Source organism: Pantoea allii (genome assembly GCF_046529425.1).
GTDB lineage: Bacteria > Pseudomonadota > Gammaproteobacteria > Enterobacterales > Enterobacteriaceae > Pantoea > Pantoea allii.
Genome location: NZ_CP125958.1, coordinates 2,686,182 through 2,709,645 on the forward strand (window position 1 = coordinate 2,686,182; position 23,464 = coordinate 2,709,645).

The following is a 23,464-nucleotide window of genomic DNA, read 5'->3' on the forward strand; positions in this document are numbered from 1 at the left end:
AAAACCCACAGTGTAGCGTTGATGGCCAGGATTGGACAGGCGACAGTCGTGCGGGTATCAGGGCGTGTGCAGGAATTGTTCGGAGTAGATTAAGGTCTCGAAGGCGTCTGATTTTACGACCGGAAACAGCGTGCCCTGGAGATGGACATTGCTGAGTTGACTCACCTTATCCAGTAACATTTCATCATCCACACCGCAAATAATCATCCGATCACAATGGGGCCGGAAATTATCGATGATGCTTTGCATAAATGGTAAAAAAGAAGCACGTTTAGAAAGGGCGTGAATAAAGTGTTTATCCAACCTGATGCAGCTAAACAGATTATCGTAAACTGCTGTTGTCGATGATTTCCCTGCGCCAAAGTGGGACAAGGACAATTTAAACTCACGATTTAATGCCGCGATTAATGGATTATTTTTTCCCAAATTTAGCGAGAGAAACGTTTCGCTGATATCGAGCCTTAAAAAAGGAAGCTGTTTTATTTTACGGGTCAGAAACTCACTTTCAAGAAGGGTGTTCGCCATGCCTTCATCCACAGGCATAAAAGCCAGTAGGTGATGGCTTTCGAAAAACGTCTGGTGCTTTTCCAGCAGGGAAATCTGACGCTGCAGCAGGCGCAGGCGCTGTGTTTCATCGAGCTGAGGCAACAGGACATCCTGCGGCAACGTGATCGGCGCACTCTCATGCACGAACTGTGTAGCCAGCTCAATAGCGGTTAAGTGCCCTTCCTGAGAGCAGGCGGCATAAAACCAAATTTCCGACTGATAGTCGGCAGATAGGTGAATTTTCATTTTACAGCCAGAATATGTGGCGATAGTGCATCGTATATGATTAAAAACAGGCTGGCAATAGTAGCAAAGGACTGATGAGATGGATATTTTTATCGCTTCATTATCGTTAGGCTAAAAAAATAAACCTTAAGCCAAATAAATTCCCAAATAATTCTGTTAACGATGAAAAACATTCTTAGGTCCGGCGGTATAAATAAAAAGAGTAAGTTAAATCCGAATGAGTAATAATTTTTCAGGTCCGCTATTTTTCTGATTTAACCCCTACAAATCTGCTGGGCTTGCAGGCAGAAAATTAGATGCGGCGCGCCTGCCAAAATACTTTTCGCCAGTAGACATTATCCAGCGAAGAGCGAATCACCCCCTGGCTGGTGGAGGCATGAATGAAAGCGTTATCCGTATCATAAATGCCTACGTGCAAGCCATTCTCGCCGCTGCCGGTTTTGAAGAATACCAGGTCACCGGGCAAGAGGTCATCTTTGCTGATGCGCGTCCCAATGTCGCTTTGTGCCGCGGTGGTGCGTGGAAGTTGCAGATCAAACTTATCGCGGAATGTCAGGTAAACAAAGCCAGAGCAGTCCACGCCACCGCGGCTCATCCCGCCATAACGGTAAGGGGTTCCTCGCCAGTTACCCAGTTGATCGTTAAGTTGCGCTATTACAGTGATGGAGTCAGAGAGGCGACCATTAATGGGCGGCGCATGATGGCTACAGCCCACCAACAGCAAAACGAATAACAGCAACCCCGTGTGCATCACAGCTCATCCTTACTAAATAATAACCAAATTACTGTAGCGGCAAAGCGCGCCAGGTGGCAAGTATCAGGGCAAAACAGTTAGCAGAGGCCGACCGTCTAACATTAACTGGCGGAACGGAATGCCATACAGGGGCGAAAGCTGTTCCGGACGAAGGACGTCTGCTGGCTCACCCTGTAATACCACCTGGCCCTGATGTAACAGCCAAACCTGCGTTGCGTGCCATAAACTGTGGTTAAGGTCGTGGCTGCTGGCGACCACGCAAACGCCAGCCTGGCAGAGTTCACGAATCAGATCATCGACCGCTTTCTGCTGCGCAATATCCAGCGCCGTCATGGGTTCATCCAGGATCAGCAACTGACCATGGGCGTTGATCTGCGGATCGATTTGCACCATGACCGCAGCAATCCGCACCCGCTGCCACTCTCCACCGGAGAGCCGGGTCAATGGCCAGGCTAATTTGTCATCCAGCTGCAGCCGCGACAGTATTGAGGCTAACCGAGCGTCGTGAGGTAAAGCGGGAGACGGGAGATGCAGGCGAAGATAGTGATAAACCGGCATCTCTCCAGGAGGAAGCTGTTGCTGGGGCAGCCAGCTGCGCACCCTGGCCAGCGCCGGGCCTTTCCAACTGGACAGCGGGTTATTCAGAAGCGTCGCCTTGCCGGTAACGGGTTCCAGTCCGGCCAGCGCGGAGAGCAAAGTACTCTTCCCTGCGCCATTCGGCCCCACCAGATGCACCCACTGCCCGGCTTGCAGGGTGCCAGTTACCGGTTGCAGCCGTCCGGGAACGGCTGCATTTTCCAGGCTCAGCAACATTTATTTTGCCAGTGCCTGCTTGATGGTTTCGAGAATAATCGGATCTTCTGGTGACATGTCCGGAGAGAAACGCTGAATGACACTGCCATCCCGGCCAATCAGGAATTTTTCGAAGTTCCACAGGATATCGCCTGGGACTTTGGGCGCACGTCCTTTACTTTCCATGCGCTCATAAAAACCACTCTCTTCCGGGCGAACCGCCTCAGGTTTTGCCGCCACCAGCTGCGCATAAAGCGGGTGACGATGCTCACCATTGACGTCACACTTTTCGAACATCGGAAAGGTCACACCATACGTGGTGCTGCAAAAGGTTTTGATCTCTTCCCTACTGCCCGGCTCCTGCTCCAGAAACTGGTTGCAGGGGAAACCCAGCACGCTGAAGCCTTGCTCATGCCAGGCTTTATGAATGTTTTCCAGCGCTTCATATTGTGGCGTTAAGCCGCACTTAGAGGCCACGTTAACGACCAGCAGCACCTGTCCCTGCCAGGATGACAGCGAGGTTTTCTCACCATCCAGTGTAACCAGTTCAGTTTGATAAATGCTCATACGGAGTTCCTGTGGTTAATGCAAGTATGCCAGCTAAAGCTGACGCGACGATTTGACTAACAGTACGATAAACAGCGGTGCGCCCAGGGTTGCCGTGACGACACCGATAGGTAACTCGGCAGAAGCCAGCGCCAGGCGGGCAATAATATCGGCGCCAAGCAACACGCTGGCTCCCGCCAGCGCGGAGGCTGGCAACAGGGCACGGTGATCGTTCAGGCCTGCCAGCCGCAGCAGATGGGGAATCACCAGACCGACAAAGCCGATTGCCCCGGCAAGGGCAACGCTGACCCCGACCAGCCAGCCCATCGCTAATACCAGTAAATTACGCCAGTAAAACAGGGACAGCCCCAACTGGCGTGCTGAGGTTTCCCCCAGCGCTAACAGGTTGAGTACCCTGGCCGCCGAGGTTAACGCCAGGATAACCGGCAGCAGCGCCAGCATCATCCAGCCATAGCGCCAGTCGATACCGCTGAAGCCGCCCATCATCCAGTACATTAACTGTCGCAGGTCGAGGCTGCTGCTGAAATACACCGCCCAGGTCATGATGGCGCTGCAGATAATGCCCAGCGCCACACCAGTGAGCAGCAAACGCGTGACGGATAAGTGACGATGGGCAAAGTGCAGCAGGATAAGCGTGATCACCAGCGCGCCGGCCATCGCCGAAACGCTGAGGCTCCAGAGTGAACCGCCGCCAAACAGCACCGCCGCCACCAGACCAATGCCCGCGCCGTTGGAGACGCCAAGCAGCCCCGGTTCGGCCAGGGGATTAGTAAACAGCGCCTGCATGACAACGCCGCTCAGCGCCAGCGCCGCGCCAACCAGTATGACCGCAAGGCTGCGCGGCAGGCGAAGCTGACCGACGAACAGTCTGCCGCTGTCGCTAAACCACTGGGATGGGCTTATCCAGCTTTCACCCGCACACAGGCTGATCATAAATAAGACAAGCAACGTGCCACTCAGACCCAAAAGCCAGGTCCTGCTGCGACGATCGCGTTGAAGCGCAAGTTGTTCAAGCTGGGACATAAGCCGGATTAGCCAGGATAACAGAGGGTTGATTGTAAAAGGATTGCAAAAAAAAGAAATGAAAAAGGCCGCTTGCGCGGCCTTTTTAAAACACTGGGATCAGTCACTGTCTTTTGGTGTGGCGTTCTCAACGCGACTTTTAAGCTTCTGCCCTGGACGGAATGTCACTACGCGACGCGCAGTAATTGGAATATCCTCTCCCGTTTTTGGGTTTCTGCCTGGACGTTGGTTTTTGTCACGCAGGTCAAAATTACCAAACCCCGACAGTTTAACCTGTTCTCCATTTTCCAAAGCGCGGCGAACCTCTTCGAAAAACAACTCCACTAACTCTTTTGCATCACGTTTGCTCAGCCCGAGTTTTTCAAACAGGTATTCTGACATCTCAGCTTTTGTAAGCGCCATAGGTTCAATCCCTCAAGGTTGCCTGGAATCGCTCTTTTAATGCCGCAACGCATTTGGCAACCGTCGCGGCAATCTCCTCTTCTTCGAGTGTCCGGCTGGTATCCTGCAAAATCAGGCTGATTGCGAGGCTCTTATAGCCCTCGGAAACACCCTTACCTCGGTACACGTCAAACAAGTTTACGCCAACTACCTGATTTACGCCAACTTTCTTACACTCCGCGATGATATCTGCTGCAGGCACGTTTTCGGCCACAACAACAGCGATATCACGACGGTTTGCCGGGAAGCGTGAAATCTCTTGCGCATCAGGCAGGACGCGGTCTGCGACCTTATTCCAAAGCAGTTCAAAGACTAAGGTACGACCGTTGAGATCCAGCTTACGTTCAAGTTCGGGATGAACCACTCCGATAAATCCGATTCGTTCATCGTGTAAATAAATTGCCGCACTTTGTCCAGGATGCAACGCCGGATTCGCTTCAGCGCGGAAGCTAATCGCATTCATCTTGCCGGTTAAATCCAGCAGCGACTCTAAATCGCCTTTCAAATCATAGAAGTCAACGGTCTGGCGCGCCAGGTCCCAATGTTCTTCATAGCGGTTGCCACTCAGCACGCCTGCCAGCATCAAATCCTGGCGAATACCGAGATCCGCCTGCGTATCAGGCACAAAGCGCAGGCCGCTCTCAAACAGGCGCACGCGGCTCTGCTGACGGTTCTGGTTATACACCACCGCGCTGAGTAAGCCGGTCCACAGGGACAGACGCATCGTGGACATATCGCTGGAGATCGGGCTTGGCAGCAGCAGTGCCTCTTCACCCGGATGCAGCAACTGCTGCACCTTCGGGTCCACGAAGCTGTAAGTGATCGCTTCCTGATAACCTTTGTCTACCAGCAGCATCTTCGCCCGCTTCAGCGACAGGTTCGCTTCACGGTGCTTCGTCATCACCAGGCCAGCATGGACAGGCACATCCGGGATATTGTTGTAACCATAAATACGGGCAATCTCTTCCACCAGGTCTTCTTCGATAGCCATATCGAAGCGCCAGGTCGGTGCCACTGCACGCCATTCACCGTTACCCACGCTGACCTGACAGCCCAGGCGCGTTAAAATGTCGGTCACCTGCTCATCGCTGACCACATGACCAATTAACCGATCCAGCTTTTCACGACGCAGCGTGATAGTCGCGGGCTGTGGTAACACGTCCGCTGACGTCTGATCGATAACCGGCCCCGCTTCACCGCCGCAAATGGTCAGCAGCAGCTGGGTGGCGCGCTCCATCGCCTTATGCTGCAGCGCGGCGTCTACACCGCGCTCGTAGCGATGGGAGGCATCGGTATGTAAGCCATGGCGACGAGCACGGCCCGCAATCGCCAGGGGTTCAAACCAGGCGCTCTCCAGTAAAACATTTTGCGTTTCCGCGTTTACACCAGAATGTTCACCGCCGAAAATGCCGCCCATCGCCAGGGCTTTCTGGTGATCGGCAATAACCAGCGTATCGCTGCTGAGTTTAACCGCGGTGCCATCCAGTAACGTCAGCGCTTCACCGTCTTTCGCCATGCGTACCACGATTCCGCCGTCAATGCGGTCGAGATCGAAAGCGTGCATGGGCTGGCCCAGCTCAAGCAATACATAGTTAGTGATGTCGACCACCGGATCGATAGAGCGAATACCACAACGACGCAGTTTCTCTTTCATCCACAGCGGTGTGGCAGCGGCAACGTTAATGCCTTTAACGACCCGGCCTAAATAACGTGGACAGGCTGCGGTCGCCTCTATATTGATCGGGACAGTATCAGAAATCGTCGCCGCAACCGGCTCAATGGCAGGTGCGTTAAGCGGCAGGCTGTTCAGTACCGCCACATCACGGGCAATACCAATAATTCCCAGGCAGTCGGCGCGGTTAGGCGTGACGCTGATTTCAATGGTGTTGTCGTCCAGCTGCAGGTAGTCACGAATATCTGTGCCGACCGGTGCATCGGCGGGCAATTCGATAATGCCACTGTGATCGTCGGAAATACCCAGCTCCGAGAACGAACACAGCATGCCTTCCGACGGTTCGCCACGCAGCTTGGCCGCTTTAATTTTAAAATCGCCCGGCAGCACAGCACCCACGGTAGCGACCGCAACTTTCAGACCCTGACGGCAGTTTGGTGCGCCACAGACGATATCCAGCAGACGATCGCCGCCGGTATTAATTTTGGTCACGCGCAGTTTGTCAGCATTAGGATGCTGACCGCACTCCACGACTTCGCCAACCACAACACCGTGAAACGCGCCCGCGACCGGCTCAACGCCGTCCACTTCCAGGCCGGCCATGGTGATCTGTTCAGATAAGGCTGCACTGTCAAGGGCGGGATTTACCCATTCGCGTAACCAGAGTTCACTGAATTTCATTGGATAACCTGCCCTTACTTAAATTGTTTGAGGAAACGTAAATCATTTTCGAAGAATGCGCGCAAATCGGTCACGCCGTAGCGCAGCATGGTCAGGCGCTCCATGCCCATGCCAAAGGCAAAGCCTGAATAGATTTCCGGATCGATACCGACATTACGCAGGACATTCGGATGCACCATGCCGCAACCCAGCACTTCGAGCCACTTGCCATTTTTACCCATGACATCCACTTCCGCGGACGGTTCGGTAAACGGGAAATAGGAAGGACGGAAACGAATCTGCAAGTCTTCCTCAAAGAAGTTGTTCAGGAAATCGTGCAGCGTGCCCTTCAGGTTGGTGAAGTTGATATTTTTATCAACGATCAGGCCTTCCATTTGATGGAACATCGGCGTGTGCGTCTGATCATAGTCGTTACGATAAACTCGGCCCGGCGCAATAATGCGCAGCGGTGGCTGCTGGTTCTTCATGGTACGGATTTGCACGCCAGAGGTTTGGGTACGCAGCAGACGCGTGGCATCGAACCAGAAGGTGTCATGATCGGCGCGCGCCGGATGATGGCCTGGGATATTGAGTGCATCGAAGTTATGATAATCGTCTTCAATTTCCGGCCCCGTAACGACCGCAAAGCCCAGTTCGCCAAAAAAGGTTTCAATACGATCGATGGTACGGGTAACCGGATGCAGGCCGCCGTTCTCGATACGACGTCCCGGCAGGGAGACATCGATGGTTTCTGCCGCCAGACGCGCGTTGAGCACCGCTGACTCCATCTCTTCTTTACGCGCGTTCAGGCGTTCCGTTACCTGCTGTTTGGCTTCGTTAATCACGGCACCTGCAGCAGGACGCTCTTCCGCTGGCAGCTCGCGCAGTGTGGTCATCTGCAGTGTCAGATGCCCTTTCTTCCCCAGATATTCGACGCGCACCGCGTCAAGGGCGGCGATATCGGTCGCCCCATCGATGGCCGCCGTGGCGTTCGCCACCAGTTCTGCTAGTTGGGACATGTTTTCCTCTTTTTCCAGTCAGGCTGGTTAGTACGTGTTGGGACCTGGCGGTCCAATATGCCAGCGCCAAAAACAAAAAAAGCCTCCACGTGGGAGGCTTTCAGCGCGATTTTTCGTTTCTTTTCTTATGCGCAAAAGCCCCTGATTGTCAGGCGCTAAAGTAAAAAAAGAAACGGAAAATAGCAGCATTCATGCTTGCGTTACCTTGTCGTGATTCTCAACGGCACTATTGAAATGCGCAGCGGTGAAAAAGTCAATCTTTTGCTCAGGTTACAGATAATAAAAAAGGGAGCAAGCTCCCTTTTTCAACTGACTTACGCCAGCGCTGATTTCGCTTTTTCTACCAGTGCAGTAAATGCCACTTTGTCGAATACGGCGATGTCGGCCAGGATTTTACGGTCAATTTCAATGGCTGCTTTTTTCAGACCATTGATGAAACGGCTGTAAGACATACCGTTCTGACGCGCCGCTGCGTTGATACGCGCGATCCACAGCTGACGGAACTGACGCTTACGTTGACGACGGTCGCGGTAAGCATACTGACCAGCTTTGATAACAGCCTGGAAGGCAACGCGGTAAACACGTGAACGTGCACCGTAGTAACCTTTAGCTTGTTTTAAGATTTTTTTGTGACGTGCGCGAGCAACTACACCACGTTTTACACGAGCCATTTAGCTCTCCTGTTTAATATTCTGAATTAATTAAAAAATTTACTTATGCGTACGGCAGGCAGGCGATAACCAGACCCAGATCGCCTTTAGACACCATGCCTTTCGGACGCAGGTGACGTTTACGCTTAGTAGATTTTTTAGTCAGAATATGACGCAGGTTTGCGTGTTTACGCTTGAAGCCGCCAGAAGCGGTCTTCTTGAAGCGCTTAGCCGCGCCACGTACAGTTTTAATCTTTGGCATTTTAAAAAATATCCACTTCGCATTGTTGATAACATGACCCAGACAGGCGAACAACAAACCGCGCAACGCAAGCGCTGCGCGGCCATTGCTACTTGAATGCCTACTGTTTCTTCTTAGGAGCGAGCACCATGATCATCTGGCGGCCTTCGATCTTCGAAGGGAAGGATTCGACAATGGCCAAATCCAGATCTTCACACAGGTCTTTACGGACGCGGTTAAGCACTTCCATACCGATCTGCTGGTGCGCCATCTCACGACCGCGGAAACGGAGCGTGATTTTGGCTTTATCGCCTTCTTCCAGAAAGCGAATCAGGTTGCGTAGTTTGACCTGATAGTCGCCATCATCGGTTCCAGGACGGAATTTGATTTCCTTAACCTGAATAACTTTTTGCTTCTTCTTCTGTTCCTTAGAAGATTTGCTTTTTTCATAGAGGAACTTGCCGTAATCCATAATTCGGCAGACCGGCGGTTCGGCGTTCGGGCTAATTTCGACTAAGTCGCCACCCGCTTCCTCGGCTTTTTCCAAAGCTTCGCGTAATGTGACAATGCCAATCGGCTCACCATCCATGCCTGTTAAGCGCACTTCGGTCGCGCGGATTTCACTGTTAATTTTGTTCGGACGCGTAGGTAGTACTCGTTTTCCGCCTTTAATACTTTATTCCTCCAATTGTTGAAGATTTCGGCTGCGAACCTCTTGTTGCAACTTCTCAACAAACACATCGACATCCATCGACCCAAGGTCTTTACCACGGCGGGTGCGAACGGCAACTTTGCCAGCTTCCACCTCTTTATCACCGCAGACCAACATATAAGGGACGCGACGTAATGTGTGCTCGCGGATTTTAAAGCCTATCTTCTCATTTCTCAAGTCTGCTTTCACACGAATGCCAGCATTCTGCAATTTACGTGTCAAAGTCTCAACATATTCTGCCTGACCGTCGGTAATATTCATTACCACAGCCTGCATCGGTGCCAGCCAGCTTGGGAAGAAACCCGCGAACTCTTCGGTCAAAATACCGATGAAGCGCTCCATCGATCCCAGAATCGCACGGTGAATCATCACCGGGGTCTGACGATCGTTGTTTTCTCCCACGTAGGTAGCATCCAGGCGTTTAGGCAGGGAAAAGTCTAGCTGAACTGTTCCACACTGCCAGGCGCGGTCAAGGCAATCGTATAGTGTAAATTCAATTTTAGGGCCATAAAACGCACCCTCACCCGGCTGATATTCAAACTCAATGTTGTTTTCATTGAGCGCCGCAGCCAGGTCTTCTTCTGCACGATCCCAGGTTTCATCAGAACCGATGCGCTTTTCAGGACGCGTGGACAGTTTCACCACGATCTTTTCAAAGCCAAAGGTGCTGTACATGTCGTAAACCATGCGGATACAGCTGTTAACTTCAGTACGCAGCTGGTCTTCAGTACAGAAAATATGGGCATCATCCTGGGTAAAGCCACGAACACGCATCAGACCGTGCAAAGCACCTGAGGGTTCATTACGGTGGCAGCTACCGAACTCAGCCATACGCAGCGGCAAATCGCGATAGGATTTTAACCCCTGGTTAAAAATTTGCACGTGCCCCGGGCAGTTCATTGGTTTGATGCAGTACTCACGGTTCTCAGATGAGGTCGTGAACATCGCATCTTTGTAGTTTTCCCAGTGACCCGTTTTTTCCCACAGGACGCGATCCATCATAAACGGACCTTTAACTTCCTGATACTGGTACTCTTTTAGCTTACTACGGACGAACACTTCCAGCTCGCGGAAAATAGTCCAGCCGTCATTATGCCAGAAAACCATGCCCGGCGCTTCTTCCTGCATATGGTAAAGGTCGAGTTGCTTACCAATCTTACGATGGTCGCGCTTCGCCGCCTCTTCCAGACGCTGCAGGTAAGCTGCCAACTGTTTCTTGTCTGCCCATGCTGTACCGTAAATACGCTGCAGCATTTTGTTATCGCTGTCACCGCGCCAGTAAGCACCCGAAATTTTCTGCAGTTTGAAATGATGGCAGAAACGCATATTCGGCACGTGCGGGCCACGGCACATATCGACGTATTCTTCATGATGATAGAGTCCTGGGCGATCATCATGACTGATGTTCTCATCCAGGATGGTGGTCTTATAGACTTCACCGCGCGCAGCAAAGACATCACGCGCTTCCTGCCAGCTGACTTTTTTCTTCACCACATCGTAGTTGGTCTCGGCCAACTGATGCATGCGTTTTTCCAGCAGCTCGATATCTTCCTGCGTCAGGGTACGATCGATATCGACGTCATAATAGAAGCCGTTGTCGATAACTGGACCAATCGCCATTTTCGTATCGGGCCACAGTTGCTTAATGGCATGGCCTAACAGATGCGCGCAAGAGTGGCGAATAATCTCAAGACCCGCTTCGTCTTTTGCTGTGATAATGGCTACAGACGCGTCTTCGGTGATGGGATCAACCGCATCAACCAGTTCACCGTTAACCCGTCCAGCGATACAGGCTTTTGCCAGACCGGGACCAATATCAAGCGCGATGTCCATAACGCTGACAGGGCGATCGTACGAACGCTGACTGCCATCAGGAAGCGTAATTACAGGCATAGAATGTCCTTAGTTGCAGTGGTAAGCCACACGAAAGCTTACATACAAAATTGAGTAGTTTTATTGACCTGGCGGTATATCAGACCCACATTGTCGGAATGTCGCCAGGAGTGTAATGCGGTACGGATAATAGCAGTTTTCAGGCGCGAGCAAAACCCATGCGTTTTACGCTAACCCTCAGAGAGATCAAAAAAAAGCGGCCAGGCACTGTGCCAGACCGCGATTGATCAGCCATTGTGAACGCGCATTACATTGCGTAGGACAGCATGACTGAGGTTCGGGTATCGGTATGGTCTGGCGCAGAAGCCGGTGGGTTGTTGTTCCAGGTCACGTTATAAGCCAGTTTCAGGGCAAAGTGATCGTTGATGGCAACCTGCAAACCGGTTTCTGAGTTGACCGTGGTATCTTCGCCCAGTGAACTCAGCACAGATACGCCCTGAATAAACTTGGTCGTATCGGTCAGTTGCCACTGGTAGCTCACCGCACCGTAGGCCAGGCCTTGGGTTTTGTGATCGCCGCCGCGGTAATCATCGTAACGTACACCCGGACCGAATTCAGCACGCAGCGAATGCACTGGACCATTCAGAATCTGACGACCGTAACCGGCGGTCAGCACATCACGGGAATCATAGCCGTTGTAACGGTCGCTTAACCAACTCGCCTGACCGAACAGATAGTCATAGGCGCTCATGTTATAACGGGAACGTGCGCCAACGTTATAGGTTTCAGAAGAGCGCTCATCGTTAGCAGAGGTGTTTGCGGCATTGCCCCACAAGCTGTAGGCCATTGATTCTGTGTACCAGGTCATATTGCTTTGTGCGGTCAATGATGAACTGGTGGTGTTACCACTTTGTGCCAGGTAACCCGCAGAGGCAGAACCTTCAAAAGGCTTTTTAGCCGTGGATGGGTCATCCATTGCGGTAAAGACAGCATTATCGGCCAGCGCCTGGTGACAAAACGCTCCGGCAGAGAGCAAAAGAACAGCAGACAGCTTGTTAAAGGCTTTCATTAAATGTGATCCGTGCGGCAGTTTTAAAAACGAAGATTCTGAAGGGTTTCCCAATGCGATCAATGCAATTTACGGTAACTTTTGTAAAAAAACATGAATTCGCTCAGAACGGCATACATTAGCGTAACGCCGTGCATTCACTGGGCGTTAACCTGATTTCGGCGCGCATTATAGAGCCATTTTTACCAAATGGCATCTGTTCATTTACAAGATTTACATTGGGTTTCTTTCGCACTCCCGCCGTGACTTGCGCACAGATTGATCTGATTTTTAAGCTCATCTCCTTCATTATTCGCCTGTTTTTTCGCCATGTACTACGCTGTGTGTTATTTAACCATGTCGAGGTGCAAAATGAGTAACGGGGATTTACACCGCTATGTCGTCACGTTTCATTATCAGGAAAGCGGACTCGCTGACGTTCTGACACTGACCGGCGCGCTGACATCAGGCGGCTTCTCTACCACGTTGATGGATGATAAGGGGAACCCCCACGAGCTTGGCACCAACAGTTTTGGCATTGTCACCACGCTTACACACGAAGATTTAAAACAGCAAGCCATTGCCGCTGGCGAAAGCGCGCTGGGCCAGAAACCCGACGTTACGTTGACCACGCTTGAAGATTTTCTGCGCGACGCTGCCCGTTCGCCAGAATAGTCTGTGCGCAAGCGCAGATTTTCGAGAGAGGTTACAGGTTACAATCGAACTCAGGCAGCGAATAAAGAGGATAACCCGATGTGGTCAGCCATTAGTCGTCTGTTAAACGAGCCATTTGGTCACGCCGATATTACCCAACGTCTTGAACTTCCCGGTGGGGACGTACATCCTGCCTGGCTGATTCGCTATGGCGACCAGGATGTATTTGTAAAATGTAACAGCCGCGACAAGGTGACGCTTTTCAGTTGGGAAGCCGATCAACTCGCCCTGCTGCGCCGAACGCAGACCGTCCGCGTGCCGGAAGTATACGGCGTCGGCAGCGATCGGGATTACAGTTTCATTCTGCTGGAGTACATCAAGCCTGAGCCTCTCGACGCGCACAGCGCGCATCAGTTAGGACAGCAGCTGGCGCGCCTGCATCAGTGGAGCGAGCAGCCCCAGTTCGGTCTTGATTTTGACAATAACCTGACGACCACGCCACAACCTAACAGCTGGCTACGGCGCTGGTCTGCTTTTTTTGCAGAACAGCGCATCGGCTGGCAGCTGCAAATCGCCGCAGAGAAAGGCATCCTGTATGGCGATGCCGATCTGATTGTCGACTGCGTGCAGCGAACGCTGGCATCACATCATCCCCAACCTTCTCTGCTCCATGGCGATCTGTGGCCCACCAATTGCGCAGCCAGCCAGAGTGGGCCATGGATTTTTGATCCGGCCTGTTACTGGGGAGATCGGGAATGTGACCTGGCCATGCTGAGCTGGTTTAACGATCTGCCCAGAGAAATCTTTGACGGTTATAACCAGACCTGGCCGTTACCGGATGGCTTCTCACAGCGCCAGCCGGTCTATCAGCTTTATTATCTGCTAAATCGGGCGAACGTCTTTGGCGGCAACTGGCTGGGAGCCGCGCAGCTTGCCGTAGGTCAGCTACTGGATGATGATGCACTGGCGGCCGGTCAGGCTAAACCGGCCTGACCGGTTACAGAAAACCCAGCAGAGAAAGCAGGAAATATCCCGCGATGGCAATCACCACCGGCAGAATATAGAGCGGGAAAATCTGCAGGAAAATGGTGTGGCGAGGTACGCGCACCTTCTCTTCTAACTGCTGACGTGTGCGCCCTTCACTGCCCTTAGCCTGTTCAAGAATCATCTGGTCTTCAATGCCTTCCCGCACGTGGCGCGCCTGACGTCCCATGCGGGAACCTGAAGCTTCCAGCGCCAGACCGACGAAGATCAAAATATAGACAAGCCAGAATCCCAGATTCATCTGTCCGTTAAAGTCCGGCACAGGTGAGTTATGCCAGAAAACGTTCAGGAACGGCGTATTAAAACGAATCATGTCGACCATAACATGAATAAAATCAAGCATAACGGCATCAATGCCAGGCTTCTTTTCACTGTGCTTAAATAAAAAACTCAGCAGTGAGATTATTGTGGATACTAACGCCAGTAAAAAAACTATCCAGCCGACGACACGCTTAAGGATGGCAATGCGGCCAGCCTGTTGATAGGTCATGATATCTCCTGAACCCAAAATCCTGTTAGCCTCTAGTCTACCTGCCCTTAGGGCGTTTTCCCAAAAAAAAGCGCGGGCTGCGCCCGTAATGCCTCTCCTGAGCGAGCCTCCCCCGTTCGTGATAAAGTAGGCCGTCATGTTTACGGGAGAGCCTCATGCCTTACCACCGCCCTGTTTATGCTGCTTTATTTGATATGGATGGATTGCTGATCGATTCGGAACCGCTTTGGGACAGAGCCGAAATGGATATCTTTTCAACTCTGAATCTCGATCTGACGCGCCGCCATGAGCTCCCCGATACGCTGGGGCTGCGCATCGACCAGACCGTGCGCATGTGGTACGAAACCCTGCCCTGGTCAGGACCGAGCCAGCAAGAAGTGACTCAGCGCATCATCGCCCGCGCGATGGAACTGATCGCCACGCAGCGCCCGCTGCTACCCGGCGTTGAATCGGCACTGACACTGTGCAAACAGCATGGCCTGAAAATCGGCCTTGTCTCGGCTTCGCCACTGTTTATGCTGGAAGGCGTGCTGGAAATGTTCAACCTGCGCCACTATTTTGACGTGCTGTCATCGGCGGAGAATCTGCCCTACAGTAAGCCGCATCCGCAGGTGTATTTACAAGCTGCCGACGCGTTGCGTATCGATCCGCTTCACTGCGTTGCCCTGGAAGACTCTGTCAACGGAATGGTCGCGAGCAAAGCGGCGCGCATGCGCGCGGTTGTCGTCCCGGCTGCCGCGCATCAGGACGATGCCCGCTGGTCGCTGGCCGATGTTAAGCTGAGCAGCCTGACACAGTTGACGCGCGCGCATTTGCTGGGTTAATTGTGGCTACGCTGTAACCTGTTGCACAACCTTAAAAAATTAACGCTTCGTTACAGCGTCACGGGTTCTCATTTACTGGATAAATCCCTATACTGGATGCATCGACAGTTTTTCTTGCAGCCAGGTTTTATCATGACGGCCGAGGGCCATATCTTTTTTGCTGTTGCCAGCGCTATTTTCGCTAAACGGGCCGAACTTACCCCAGTGATGGCGCATGCCGACTGGTGGCATTTGATTCCGGCCACGCTACTGACCTGCCTGCTTCCCGATATCGACCATCCTAAATCCCTGTTAGGACAGCGGCTACGCTGGCTGTCGCACCCTATTGCGCGGGTGTTTGGCCATCGCGGATTTACCCACAGCCTGCTTGCCGTGGCAGCCAGCCTGTGGTTGTTCCAGATCAACGTGCCGAAAAGCTGGCCTGTCCCGGCGGATGTGTTGCAGGGCATGACGCTCGGTTATCTGAGCCATATTGTGGCTGATATGCTCACCCCCGCCGGCGTTCCCCTGCTCTGGCCCTGCCGCTGGCGTTTTCGCCTGCCAGTGCTTAACAGTCAGAAAGGCAATCAGCTGGAGCGTACGCTTTGTCTTTGCCTGATTGGTTATGCCTTATGGTTCCCGCTGGGGATGCCGTCGTTTGGCGAAAATGGCTGGCCGGCCCAGGTATTTGATACGCTGCAAAACGGCGTCAGTCGTCTCATCTCTGCGCAATCAGAACGCTAAGCCGGGAGCAAAACAGTCCCGGTTATAAGCTATTCCATTTGGATATAAGATTGCGCCATTTCTAACTGTTACCATTTCCGAATACGTATCTTTACGATCACTATCTTTGCCGCTCTCCTACCAGGGAATGCTGCATAACTTCGGAGTTGCTATGGATATTCCTCTTACGCTTAACGTCGTAGCATTTGTCGTGCTGCTGCTTTTATTGTCACGCATGAGCCGCGCAAACTGGAGCCTGTCAAAAAAAGTGCTGACCGGTTTAGTGCTGGGTGTGCTTTTTGGTCTGGCACTACAGCTGATTTACGGCGGCAACAGCGATATCGTTAAAACCTCAATTAGCTGGTTCAACATCGTGGGTAACGGCTATGTACAACTGCTGCAGATGATTGTGATGCCGCTGGTGTTTGTATCCATACTCAGCGCCGTGGCCCGTCTGCACAATGCCTCTTCGCTGGGGAAAATCAGTTTTCTGACTATTGGCGTACTGCTGTTTACGACGGCCATTTCCGCCCTGGTCGGCGTTTTCGTAACCGGTTTGTTTCATCTTAACGCCACCGGCCTGGTACAGGGCGCACAGGAAACCGCTCGCCTGAGCGCGATTCAGAGTAACTACGTCGGTAAAGTCGCCGATCTGACCGTACCGCAATTAATCCTGTCGTTTATTCCTAAGAATCCGTTTGCTGATTTAACCGGGGCCAGCCCGACCTCGATCATCAGCGTGGTCATTTTCGCCGCCTTCCTTGGCGTCGCTGCCCTGCAGCTCCATAAAGACGATGAGGTTAAAGGCCAGCGCGTCCTGACCGCTATCGATACCCTGCAGTCGTGGGTGATGAAGCTGGTGCGCCTGATTATGAAACTGACACCTTATGGTGTGCTGGCGCTGATGACTAAAGTGGTGGCCGGTTCTAACCTACAGGACATCATTAAGCTGGGCAGCTTTGTGGTGGCGTCCTACTTAGGACTGACCATCATGTTTGTGGTTCATGCCCTGCTCTTATCGGTCAACGGCATCAATCCTATGCGGTTTTTCCGCAAGGTCTGGCCGGTACTGACCTTCGCCTTTACCAGTCGCTCCAGCGCCGCCAGCATTCCGCTGAATGTTGAAGCCCAGACTCGCCGTCTTGGCGTGCCCGAATCGATTGCCAGCTTCTCGGCCTCGTTTGGTGCCACTATTGGACAGAACGGCTGTGCCGGTCTTTATCCGACCATGCTGGCAGTGATGGTGGCCCCAACGGTCGGCATTAACCCTTTTGATCCGCTGTGGATTGCCACACTGGTCGGCATTGTGACGTTGAGTTCCGCAGGCGTGGCCGGTGTCGGCGGCGGTGCGACCTTTGCCGCCCTGATTGTGCTGCCCGCAATGGGGCTGCCGGTTACTCTGGTGGCACTGTTGATCTCCATTGAGCCCCTGATTGATATGGGCAGAACAGCGCTGAACGTCAATGGTTCCATGACCGCAGGTTCCCTGACCAGCCGCTGGTTGGGCCTGACCAATAAACGCGTTTTAGAACGCAGCGAACACGGTGAATTAGAACACAGTTAATCACTGCAGACCTGGCGCCAGCCGCCAGGTCTTTCCCCCTTTTTCTGTCTTATCTTCTCCATATTTCTTCTTGATTATCGTGGTGCCGTTAAGAAAACGTTAAGCGTGGTAAACGGGCAATAATACAGGGTATTTCTGCTTGTCTTTATGCGGCAAAAAGAGAATTCTGCAGGTAATAACTGCAGGAGAACACTCATGAAAACGGTTATCGCCTCATTACTGGCGTTAGCGATAGTTGCGCCAGCTCACGCTTTTGGTCGTCCCGGTGACTGGGGACCTGGCCCGCACTGGCGACCCGGCCTAGGCTGGCATGGCCCGGCACCGCGCTGGCACGGTCCCGACCACTTCCACGTTTTGCCACTGGCCGCGACGGCGGTGTTGATCGGTGGATTAACTTACTACCTGCTTAACGGCAGTTATTATCAGCGTCACGGGGAAGAATACGTGGTGGTGGAACCGCCCGTGCAAACCTATGAAAGCGGCATGCGGGTTCTGGATTTTAACGGCAGGCGTTTCTACGTGCAGGACGGTCATTATTATCAGCGGGAAATTAACGGCAGCTATATTGAAGTCCCTCGTCCGGCGGGATTATAGGCATAAAAAAACGGCTCGCCTGATGGCGAGCCGTTTCTTGTTAAAGCGGGTAGTTACTGCTTAACCTGCGGGTCAGTATCGTACTCAGCACAACTCTGGAAGCCATAGTTCATCACGCGACCGGTATCGTTATAGCTAACGAAGTAAGTCTGTGGCTTGCCTTCACGCTCGCCAATGACGTAGCTCTGGCAGGTACCACGTGCATGCACCATCGTGATTTCAGTGGCTGCAGGGCCAGCAATCTGACGAACCTGTTCGCGAGTCATGCCTTTTTTGACATCCTTAACCACAGGCTTAGTCACGAAGCTTTCCGCACGATCGTAAGTCGTACAACCAGAGAGCGCAGCCAGCGTCAGCGCTGCAGCGATACATCCCATCACTTTATTCATCTTGTTGTTCCTCGTTTTTTTGTCCATGTGCTGAGAAGCCTGGAACATAAAACGGTTTTTTTCAAGTTAATGACGTACTTAAACTCAATCTGCCCTGAAAGATTTGATAAAATGCGCCGCAATGGTCTTAACGCAGCGGTTATTCAGGCGAATAGTGGCGCTGACCGGCCTGCCTTAATGGCTAATGGCCCGCGTTTCAAGGCGGGCGAACAACACAAGTGACGTTGTCACCAATAAGCATTCTGGTTCCAGAGGATTAATGACGCTTTCATCACCAAACCGACGGGTTTACGCCATCACCCTGGGATTACTGGCTGCGTTGGGGCCGCTCTGTATTGACCTGTACCTGCCCGCCCTGCCGCAACTGGCGCAGGATCTCCAGACCTCGACCTCAACGGCTCAGCTCAGCCTGACTGCCGGACTACTCGGATTGGGTGCCGGACAGCTGTTTTTCGGGCCAATGAGCGACAAATTCGGCCGACTGCGCCCGCTAACCTTATCCCTGGTGCTGCTGTTTATCGCCTCGATAGGCTGCGCCCTGGCACAGGACATTCACCAACTGTTACTGGCCCGCCTGTTTCAGGGCTTAGCGGGCGCAGGTGGCGCCGTCCTGTCGCGGGCCGTGGCGCGTGACATGTACAGCGGCCATGAACTTACCCGTTTTTTTGCCCTGCTGATGCTGGTCAACGGCCTGGCCCCTATCGGCGCACCGGTATTAGGTGGCGCACTTATGGCCGTGCTGAACTGGCGCGGTATTTTTGTGGTATTGAGCTGTATCGCCGTTTTACTTATCCTGCTGGCGCGCTGGAAGCTGCATGAAAGCCTTCCTGCCGAACGTCGTAGTCAGGGCTCTGTATTTTCAGCCTATGCTGCGCTGGGTCAGGTTATTACCCATCGCCCTTTTATGGGATTTTGCCTCACACAGGGGCTGATGATGTCTGGCATGTTTGCCTACATCGGTGCCTCACCCTTTGTGTTGCAACAACTTTACGGCTTGTCTCCGCAGGCGTTCAGCTTCTGCTTTGCCGCAAACGGTATTGGATTAATCATCGCCTCACAGACCAGCGCCCGGCTCTGCCCACTGTGGGGAGAGTATCGCGTATTGAAAGGCGGTCTGACGCTGGCCTGTGTCGCATCGAGTGCGTTGCTGATTGCCGGGCTCAGCCATGCGCCTCTGCCGTTGGTGCTACTCGCCCTGTTCTTTACCATTGCCAGTAACGGGGTGATTGCCACGACGGCGTCGTCGCTGGCGATGCAAAGTCAGGGACAGCGCGCTGGCAGCGCCTCGGCGGTGATTGGCGTCACCGGCTTTACCCTGGGCGCTATTGCCGTGCCGGTAACGGGCATTGGCGGGACATCAGTAATCAGTATGACGCTGACGATTTTTGGCTGCTACATGCTGGCTATACTGACGTTTACCGTTCTGGCGAAAAAACCCGCAGCCGAAGTAAAAAGCGTCTGATTCTGCCCGTCTCAATAAAAACAGCGGTCGCTTTGGCTTGTTGTTTCCCGGGATGCGCGTTAGCTTTAAAACATGCTTTGTATTGTGCCAACGGGCTACAGACTTAAGGAGATGTTGATGTCACTGCAGCAGGAAATCATTACCGCACTTGGCGTTAAGCCAACTATCGATCCACACCAGGAGATCCGTACCAGCGTTGATTTCCTTAAAGCCTACTTAACGCGCCACAGCGGCCTTAAGGCGTTGGTACTCGGTATCAGCGGCGGACAAGATTCCACCCTGACCGGCAAGCTGGCTCAGATGGCGATAACGGAGCTTCGGCAGGAAACAGGCGATAACGACTACACCTTTATCGCGGTGCGTTTACCTTACGGCGTACAGGCAGATGAGCAGGATTGTCAGGACGCTCTGGCCTTTATCCAGCCGGATCGTTCGCTGGTGGTCAATATCAAAGAAGCGGTGCTGGCCAGCGAGCGGGCGCTGAAAGAAGCGGGGATCGTGCTGTCCGATTTCGTGCGCGGTAATGAAAAAGCCCGCGAACGGATGAAAGCCCAGTACAGCATTGCAGGTATGTCCAAAGGTGTGGTGGTCGGTACCGACCACGGCGCAGAAGCGGTAACCGGCTTCTTCACCAAATATGGTGATGGCGGCAGTGACATTAACCCTATCTTCCGCCTGAATAAACGTCAGGGAAAACAGTTACTGAAAACGCTGGGCTGCCCTGAACATCTTTATCTGAAGAAACCCACGGCCGACCTGGAAGATGATCGCCCTGGCCTGCAGGATGAAGTCGCGCTGGGTGTCACCTACGATATGATCGATGACTATCTGGAAGGCAAAACCATCGCGCCGGACAGCGCGAAGATTATTGAAGGCTGGTATCTGAAAACCGAGCATAAGCGTCGTCCGCCTATCACTGTTTTTGACGATTTCTGGAAATAACTTTTGCCGCCCTTGTCTTCTGACAAGGGCGTCTTTGCCGACTGAACCCCCATGCCTGCAACCTTACCACGCGCGACATTAATCGGTTTGAGCGCGATTTTGCTCTGGAGCACCACTATCGGCCTGCTGCGCAGCGTCAGCGAGGCGTTTGGCCCGACTGGTGGTGCCGCGCTTATTTACTCCACTACCGCTGTTTTGCTGTGCCTCACACGCGGCGTTCCCAACCCACGTAACATGCCGGGCCGCTATCTGCTTACAGGCGGCGTGCTGTTTGTCGGTTATGAAATTTGCCTGGCACTGGCGGTCGGCCTTGCCCGCGATCGTCACCAGTCGCTGGAGATGGGGATGATCAACTATCTTTGGCCCTGCCTGACAATCGTGCTGGCGATTCCGTTTAACCAGCAGCGTTTTCGCCTGTGGCTGTGGCCCGGACTGCTGCTTTCCCTCTGCGGTATTATCTGGGTGATGAAAGGCGCTAACGGGAATGTGACAGGTAAGATGGCGCAGAATATTGCCAGCAATCCAACAGCCTACCTGCTGGCGTTTATCGCAGCGATTGCGTGGGCGCTCTACAACAACATCACGCGCCGCTATGCTCGCGGCAGCAACGGCGTCACCCTGTTTTTTATGGTGACGGCCCTGGCGCTATGGCTCAAATTCGCGTTGTTCACGGAGTATGAAACGCTGCAATTTAGCGTGACCGCTGCAGCAGAAGTGCTGTTTATGGGCGCGTCAACGGCGGTTGCCTACTCTGCCTGGAATTACGGCATCCAGCATGGCAACCTGACGCTGTTGGCGACGGCATCTTATTTCACGCCGGTACTCTCGGCGTTGCTGGCCTCGCTATGGCTGGGGCTGACGCCACCGATAAGCTTCTGGCAAGGCGTTGCTATGATCACCGCTGGCTCTCTGATTTGCTGGCTGGCGACAAGGCGTTGATGAATCTCTGACTGGCGAACCTTTAACCTGCCTGTTACACTGTATGGACAACCAGTACAGGAGTCCGTTTTGGTCAGACGTGCAGCCACTCATCGCCTCGAATTTGACGCGGCAACCATTTATGAATATCCGGAACATTTGCGTGAATGGCTCGAAGGCCTGCCAAATCAGCCCGGCGTTTATACTTTTCATGGCGACAGCGATACCTTGCCGCTTTACATCGGCAAAAGCGTTAATCTGCGTTCGCGCGTGATGTCCCACTTTCGTACACCCGATGAAGCAAAAATGTTACGCCAGTCGCGGCGCGTTAGCTGGATCCCCACAGCAGGCGATCTCGGTGCGCTGCTGCTGGAAGCGCAAATGATCAAAACGCAGCAGCCCCTGTTTAATAAACGCCTGCGCAAAAATCGTCAGCTTTGTTCTCTGCAAATTACCGCAGAGGGTAAACCGGAAGTGGTGTATGCCCGTGACGTCGATTTTAGCCAGTCGCCGAACCTGTTTGGTCTTTACCGCAGCCGTTTTGCCGCGCTGGAACGTCTTAAGCAGCTTGCCGATGAATATCAGCTGTGCCACGGCTTGTTAGGGCTGGAAGCGTTGAGTGCCAACCGGGGCTGCTTTCGTTCTGCCCTGCGCCGCTGTGCCGGTGCCTGCTGTGGCAAGGAACCGGTCAGCGATCATCAGGACCGACTGCTCGCCGCGCTGGAAAACGTCCGGGTATTCTGCTGGCCATGGCAAGGTGCGGTGGCACTGGTGGAAGAAGGTAAACACCTGACGCAAATCCACGTTATCGATCACTGGTTCTATCTGGGTTCCGTGCAAACGATGGACGAGGCAAAGTCCCTTAAACGCGGCAAAGGCGGGTTCGATCACGACGGCTACAAAATTCTCTGCAGTCCGGTATTGTCTGGTCATTACCCCATTATTCCCCTTTAGAATAAAAAAAACCGCCGACACTGCCCACGCCAGGTGGGCAAGGTCGGCGGTCTTCAACCGTCTTTACTGATTAACGTGCGGCTTATTGAGCGGGTGCAGGTGCCATCTTGCCGTGCATCGGACGTTTTTCAGTCAGGTGCTTTTCAAAATTCGCGTTGTACTGTTTTTTCTGCTCCGGCGTCAGCACGTTATACAGTTTATTTTGGGTTTCCATCATGGTCACCGCGTTGGCTTTGGCATTCGCGGTCATTTTATCTGCCTGCGCTTCAGCCTGGGCTTTGTCGAAGCTGTCAGAAGCGATGATGGCGTGCGTTGCACGACGTTCATCCTGTGACGGGCGCTGCATTTCATCGCGGCGCTCTTTCATAATTTCGTGCATTTTGGTTTTCTGGTCTGGTGTCAGATTCAGCCCGCCAAACATCATATCCATACCGTGACGCATCGGTTTATGCATCGGCTTTTCCGTGCCTGCCGGTGGTGGCGTCAGATTGTCGGCTTCAGCATGAACAACCGTTGCCGCGCCGAATGCCAGAGTTGAAGCCAGTAACAGAGAAGTTAATTTACGCATAACAGTGTCCTTTTTATTCACTTGTTCAGTTTCGTAACGACAGCACTCTGTCGCGTCTTCGGAAACAAGCATACGACGTTGAACGTCAATTACTGCGAGCGAGAGTAAAAGCGTGAAAGCGCAAAAGCCACAATTCAGGCAATCATGGAGGGATT

At 52.9% G+C, this 23,464-nt stretch carries 27 protein-coding genes and 1 other annotated feature; of the genes, 10 read left to right on the forward strand and 17 right to left on the reverse strand.

What is annotated here, in order from left to right; genetic code table 11:
* Window positions 1-57 precede the first annotated feature (57 nt).
* The 14 genes from QNH99_RS12670 to QNH99_RS12735 form a co-directional block, all read right to left on the reverse strand.
* A complete protein-coding gene (locus QNH99_RS12670) occupies window positions 58-792 on the reverse strand; it encodes an EAL domain-containing protein (protein WP_145393329.1) in 735 nt (244 codons plus the stop codon).
* 292 nt (window positions 793-1,084) lie between these two features.
* On the reverse strand, window positions 1,085-1,543 hold the full coding sequence (locus QNH99_RS12675; protein WP_410516758.1) for an NlpC/P60 family protein: 459 nt from the start codon (window positions 1,541-1,543) through the stop codon (window positions 1,085-1,087).
* 66 nt (window positions 1,544-1,609) lie between these two features.
* Entirely contained in the window at window positions 1,610-2,359 is a 750-nt protein-coding gene (btuD, locus tag QNH99_RS12680; RefSeq protein WP_109716239.1) for a vitamin B12 ABC transporter ATP-binding protein BtuD, read from the reverse strand.
* The gene (locus QNH99_RS12685) at window positions 2,360-2,905 is read right to left on the reverse strand and encodes a glutathione peroxidase (RefSeq protein ID WP_109716238.1); all 546 of its coding nucleotides are present in this window, start codon (window positions 2,903-2,905) and stop codon (window positions 2,360-2,362) included.
* Between the two features lie 33 nt (window positions 2,906-2,938).
* Complete coding sequence (btuC, locus tag QNH99_RS12690) at window positions 2,939-3,928, reverse strand: vitamin B12 ABC transporter permease BtuC (RefSeq protein WP_063879375.1); 990 nt, start codon at window positions 3,926-3,928, stop codon at window positions 2,939-2,941.
* Between the two features lie 99 nt (window positions 3,929-4,027).
* On the reverse strand, window positions 4,028-4,330 hold the full coding sequence (ihfA, locus tag QNH99_RS12695; RefSeq protein ID WP_006118960.1) for an integration host factor subunit alpha: 303 nt from the start codon (window positions 4,328-4,330) through the stop codon (window positions 4,028-4,030).
* A gap of 4 nt (window positions 4,331-4,334) precedes the next feature.
* Window positions 4,335-6,722 carry a phenylalanine--tRNA ligase subunit beta gene (gene pheT / locus QNH99_RS12700; RefSeq protein WP_410516759.1) on the reverse strand — a complete coding sequence of 796 codons (2,388 nt, stop codon included), beginning with the start codon at window positions 6,720-6,722 and terminating at the stop codon, window positions 4,335-4,337.
* Window positions 6,723-6,736: 14 nt separating this feature from the next.
* Entirely contained in the window at window positions 6,737-7,720 is a 984-nt protein-coding gene (pheS, locus tag QNH99_RS12705) for a phenylalanine--tRNA ligase subunit alpha (RefSeq protein ID WP_063879373.1), read from the reverse strand.
* 72 nt (window positions 7,721-7,792) lie between these two features.
* Window positions 7,793-7,918, reverse strand: a sequence feature (Phe leader region).
* Window positions 7,869-7,913 (reverse strand): pheST operon leader peptide PheM, encoded by a 45-nt coding sequence (gene pheM, locus QNH99_RS12710; protein ID WP_106120997.1) that lies wholly within the window; start codon window positions 7,911-7,913, stop codon window positions 7,869-7,871. It overlaps the preceding feature by 45 nt.
* Window positions 7,919-8,034: 116 nt before the next feature.
* Window positions 8,035-8,391 carry a 50S ribosomal protein L20 gene (gene rplT / locus QNH99_RS12715; protein WP_006118956.1) on the reverse strand — a complete coding sequence of 119 codons (357 nt, stop codon included), beginning with the start codon at window positions 8,389-8,391 and terminating at the stop codon, window positions 8,035-8,037.
* 43 nt (window positions 8,392-8,434) lie between these two features.
* Window positions 8,435-8,632 carry a 50S ribosomal protein L35 gene (rpmI, locus tag QNH99_RS12720; RefSeq protein ID WP_004157374.1) on the reverse strand — a complete coding sequence of 66 codons (198 nt, stop codon included), beginning with the start codon at window positions 8,630-8,632 and terminating at the stop codon, window positions 8,435-8,437.
* A 100-nt stretch (window positions 8,633-8,732) separates the two neighbouring features.
* Window positions 8,733-9,284, reverse strand: coding sequence for a translation initiation factor IF-3 (gene infC / locus QNH99_RS12725; protein WP_029519030.1), 552 nt, complete (start codon window positions 9,282-9,284; stop codon window positions 8,733-8,735).
* Between the two features lie 3 nt (window positions 9,285-9,287).
* Window positions 9,288-11,216 carry a threonine--tRNA ligase gene (gene thrS / locus QNH99_RS12730; RefSeq protein WP_063879372.1) on the reverse strand — a complete coding sequence of 643 codons (1,929 nt, stop codon included), beginning with the start codon at window positions 11,214-11,216 and terminating at the stop codon, window positions 9,288-9,290.
* A gap of 247 nt (window positions 11,217-11,463) precedes the next feature.
* Window positions 11,464-12,225: a DUF481 domain-containing protein gene (locus QNH99_RS12735; RefSeq protein WP_063879371.1), complete on the reverse strand. Its 762-nt coding sequence runs from the start codon at window positions 12,223-12,225 to the stop codon at window positions 11,464-11,466.
* A 351-nt stretch (window positions 12,226-12,576) separates the two neighbouring features.
* On the opposite strand from QNH99_RS12735, the gene ghoS reads away from it, so the two are divergent.
* Window positions 12,577-12,879 (forward strand): type V toxin-antitoxin system endoribonuclease antitoxin GhoS, encoded by a 303-nt coding sequence (ghoS, locus tag QNH99_RS12740; RefSeq protein ID WP_063879370.1) that lies wholly within the window; start codon window positions 12,577-12,579, stop codon window positions 12,877-12,879.
* A 78-nt stretch (window positions 12,880-12,957) separates the two neighbouring features.
* Window positions 12,958-13,851, forward strand: coding sequence for a fructosamine kinase family protein (locus tag QNH99_RS12745; protein WP_063879369.1), 894 nt, complete (start codon window positions 12,958-12,960; stop codon window positions 13,849-13,851).
* A gap of 4 nt (window positions 13,852-13,855) precedes the next feature.
* On the opposite strand, the gene QNH99_RS12750 is transcribed toward QNH99_RS12745, so the two are convergent.
* Window positions 13,856-14,392 carry a YniB family protein gene (locus QNH99_RS12750; protein WP_096012507.1) on the reverse strand — a complete coding sequence of 179 codons (537 nt, stop codon included), beginning with the start codon at window positions 14,390-14,392 and terminating at the stop codon, window positions 13,856-13,858.
* Window positions 14,393-14,547: 155 nt separating this feature from the next.
* Between QNH99_RS12750 and hxpB the strand changes: the two genes are divergently transcribed.
* The 4 genes from hxpB (at window position 14,548) to QNH99_RS12770 (ending at window position 18,076) form a co-directional block, all read left to right on the forward strand.
* Window positions 14,548-15,216 (forward strand): hexitol phosphatase HxpB, encoded by a 669-nt coding sequence (gene hxpB, locus QNH99_RS12755; protein ID WP_410516760.1) that lies wholly within the window; start codon window positions 14,548-14,550, stop codon window positions 15,214-15,216.
* 132 nt (window positions 15,217-15,348) lie between these two features.
* Complete coding sequence (locus QNH99_RS12760; RefSeq protein ID WP_063881164.1) at window positions 15,349-15,939, forward strand: metal-dependent hydrolase; 591 nt, start codon at window positions 15,349-15,351, stop codon at window positions 15,937-15,939.
* Between the two features lie 151 nt (window positions 15,940-16,090).
* Window positions 16,091-17,482 carry an L-cystine transporter gene (locus tag QNH99_RS12765; RefSeq protein WP_096012506.1) on the forward strand — a complete coding sequence of 464 codons (1,392 nt, stop codon included), beginning with the start codon at window positions 16,091-16,093 and terminating at the stop codon, window positions 17,480-17,482.
* A 195-nt stretch (window positions 17,483-17,677) separates the two neighbouring features.
* Window positions 17,678-18,076 (forward strand): DUF6515 family protein, encoded by a 399-nt coding sequence (locus QNH99_RS12770; protein ID WP_283356078.1) that lies wholly within the window; start codon window positions 17,678-17,680, stop codon window positions 18,074-18,076.
* A gap of 53 nt (window positions 18,077-18,129) precedes the next feature.
* Here the strand turns inward: QNH99_RS12770 and osmE are convergent, their stop codons facing one another.
* Window positions 18,130-18,465, reverse strand: coding sequence for an osmotically-inducible lipoprotein OsmE (osmE, locus tag QNH99_RS12775; RefSeq protein WP_096012504.1), 336 nt, complete (start codon window positions 18,463-18,465; stop codon window positions 18,130-18,132).
* Window positions 18,466-18,724: 259 nt separating this feature from the next.
* Here osmE and QNH99_RS12780 point away from each other — a divergent pair, with 259 nt between their 5' ends.
* From QNH99_RS12780 to cho, 4 genes are all read left to right on the forward strand, one after another.
* Window positions 18,725-19,927 carry a multidrug effflux MFS transporter gene (locus QNH99_RS12780; protein ID WP_096012503.1) on the forward strand — a complete coding sequence of 401 codons (1,203 nt, stop codon included), beginning with the start codon at window positions 18,725-18,727 and terminating at the stop codon, window positions 19,925-19,927.
* Window positions 19,928-20,044: 117 nt separating this feature from the next.
* Complete coding sequence (gene nadE, locus QNH99_RS12785) at window positions 20,045-20,869, forward strand: ammonia-dependent NAD(+) synthetase (protein ID WP_109716234.1); 825 nt, start codon at window positions 20,045-20,047, stop codon at window positions 20,867-20,869.
* A gap of 51 nt (window positions 20,870-20,920) precedes the next feature.
* Window positions 20,921-21,808 carry an aromatic amino acid DMT transporter YddG gene (gene yddG / locus QNH99_RS12790; protein WP_256853442.1) on the forward strand — a complete coding sequence of 296 codons (888 nt, stop codon included), beginning with the start codon at window positions 20,921-20,923 and terminating at the stop codon, window positions 21,806-21,808.
* A 69-nt stretch (window positions 21,809-21,877) separates the two neighbouring features.
* Entirely contained in the window at window positions 21,878-22,741 is an 864-nt protein-coding gene (gene cho / locus QNH99_RS12795) for an excinuclease Cho (protein ID WP_063879359.1), read from the forward strand.
* Between the two features lie 82 nt (window positions 22,742-22,823).
* Here the strand turns inward: cho and spy are convergent, their stop codons facing one another.
* Window positions 22,824-23,309, reverse strand: coding sequence for an ATP-independent periplasmic protein-refolding chaperone Spy (gene spy, locus QNH99_RS12800; RefSeq protein ID WP_256853441.1), 486 nt, complete (start codon window positions 23,307-23,309; stop codon window positions 22,824-22,826).
* Window positions 23,310-23,464: the final 155 nt, after the last annotated feature.

Excerpts from the sequence above, each read along its gene's own strand:
- QNH99_RS12670 (WP_145393329.1), bottom strand. The coding sequence starts at position 792 with ATGAAAATTCACCTATCTGCCGACTATCAGTCGGAAATTTGGTTTTAT.
- QNH99_RS12675 (WP_410516758.1), bottom strand. The coding sequence starts at position 1,543 with ATGCACACGGGGTTGCTGTTATTCGTTTTGCTGTTGGTGGGCTGTAGC.
- btuD (WP_109716239.1), bottom strand. The coding sequence starts at position 2,359 with ATGTTGCTGAGCCTGGAAAATGCAGCCGTTCCCGGACGGCTGCAACCG.
- QNH99_RS12685 (WP_109716238.1), bottom strand. The coding sequence starts at position 2,905 with ATGAGCATTTATCAAACTGAACTGGTTACACTGGATGGTGAGAAAACC.
- btuC (WP_063879375.1), bottom strand. The coding sequence starts at position 3,928 with ATGTCCCAGCTTGAACAACTTGCGCTTCAACGCGATCGTCGCAGCAGG.
- ihfA (WP_006118960.1), bottom strand. The coding sequence starts at position 4,330 with ATGGCGCTTACAAAAGCTGAGATGTCAGAATACCTGTTTGAAAAACTC.
- pheT (WP_410516759.1), bottom strand. The coding sequence starts at position 6,722 with ATGAAATTCAGTGAACTCTGGTTACGCGAATGGGTAAATCCCGCCCTT.
- pheS (WP_063879373.1), bottom strand. The coding sequence starts at position 7,720 with ATGTCCCAACTAGCAGAACTGGTGGCGAACGCCACGGCGGCCATCGAT.
- rplT (WP_006118956.1), bottom strand. The coding sequence starts at position 8,391 with ATGGCTCGTGTAAAACGTGGTGTAGTTGCTCGCGCACGTCACAAAAAA.
- rpmI (WP_004157374.1), bottom strand. The coding sequence starts at position 8,632 with ATGCCAAAGATTAAAACTGTACGTGGCGCGGCTAAGCGCTTCAAGAAG.
- thrS (WP_063879372.1), bottom strand. The coding sequence starts at position 11,216 with ATGCCTGTAATTACGCTTCCTGATGGCAGTCAGCGTTCGTACGATCGC.
- QNH99_RS12735 (WP_063879371.1), bottom strand. The coding sequence starts at position 12,225 with ATGAAAGCCTTTAACAAGCTGTCTGCTGTTCTTTTGCTCTCTGCCGGA.
- ghoS (WP_063879370.1), top strand. The coding sequence starts at position 12,577 with ATGAGTAACGGGGATTTACACCGCTATGTCGTCACGTTTCATTATCAG.
- QNH99_RS12745 (WP_063879369.1), top strand. The coding sequence starts at position 12,958 with ATGTGGTCAGCCATTAGTCGTCTGTTAAACGAGCCATTTGGTCACGCC.
- QNH99_RS12750 (WP_096012507.1), bottom strand. The coding sequence starts at position 14,392 with ATGACCTATCAACAGGCTGGCCGCATTGCCATCCTTAAGCGTGTCGTC.
- hxpB (WP_410516760.1), top strand. The coding sequence starts at position 14,548 with ATGCCTTACCACCGCCCTGTTTATGCTGCTTTATTTGATATGGATGGA.
- QNH99_RS12760 (WP_063881164.1), top strand. The coding sequence starts at position 15,349 with ATGACGGCCGAGGGCCATATCTTTTTTGCTGTTGCCAGCGCTATTTTC.
- QNH99_RS12765 (WP_096012506.1), top strand. The coding sequence starts at position 16,091 with ATGGATATTCCTCTTACGCTTAACGTCGTAGCATTTGTCGTGCTGCTG.
- QNH99_RS12770 (WP_283356078.1), top strand. The coding sequence starts at position 17,678 with ATGAAAACGGTTATCGCCTCATTACTGGCGTTAGCGATAGTTGCGCCA.
- osmE (WP_096012504.1), bottom strand. The coding sequence starts at position 18,465 with ATGAATAAAGTGATGGGATGTATCGCTGCAGCGCTGACGCTGGCTGCG.
- QNH99_RS12780 (WP_096012503.1), top strand. The coding sequence starts at position 18,725 with ATGACGCTTTCATCACCAAACCGACGGGTTTACGCCATCACCCTGGGA.
- nadE (WP_109716234.1), top strand. The coding sequence starts at position 20,045 with ATGTCACTGCAGCAGGAAATCATTACCGCACTTGGCGTTAAGCCAACT.
- yddG (WP_256853442.1), top strand. The coding sequence starts at position 20,921 with ATGCCTGCAACCTTACCACGCGCGACATTAATCGGTTTGAGCGCGATT.
- spy (WP_256853441.1), bottom strand. The coding sequence starts at position 23,309 with ATGCGTAAATTAACTTCTCTGTTACTGGCTTCAACTCTGGCATTCGGC.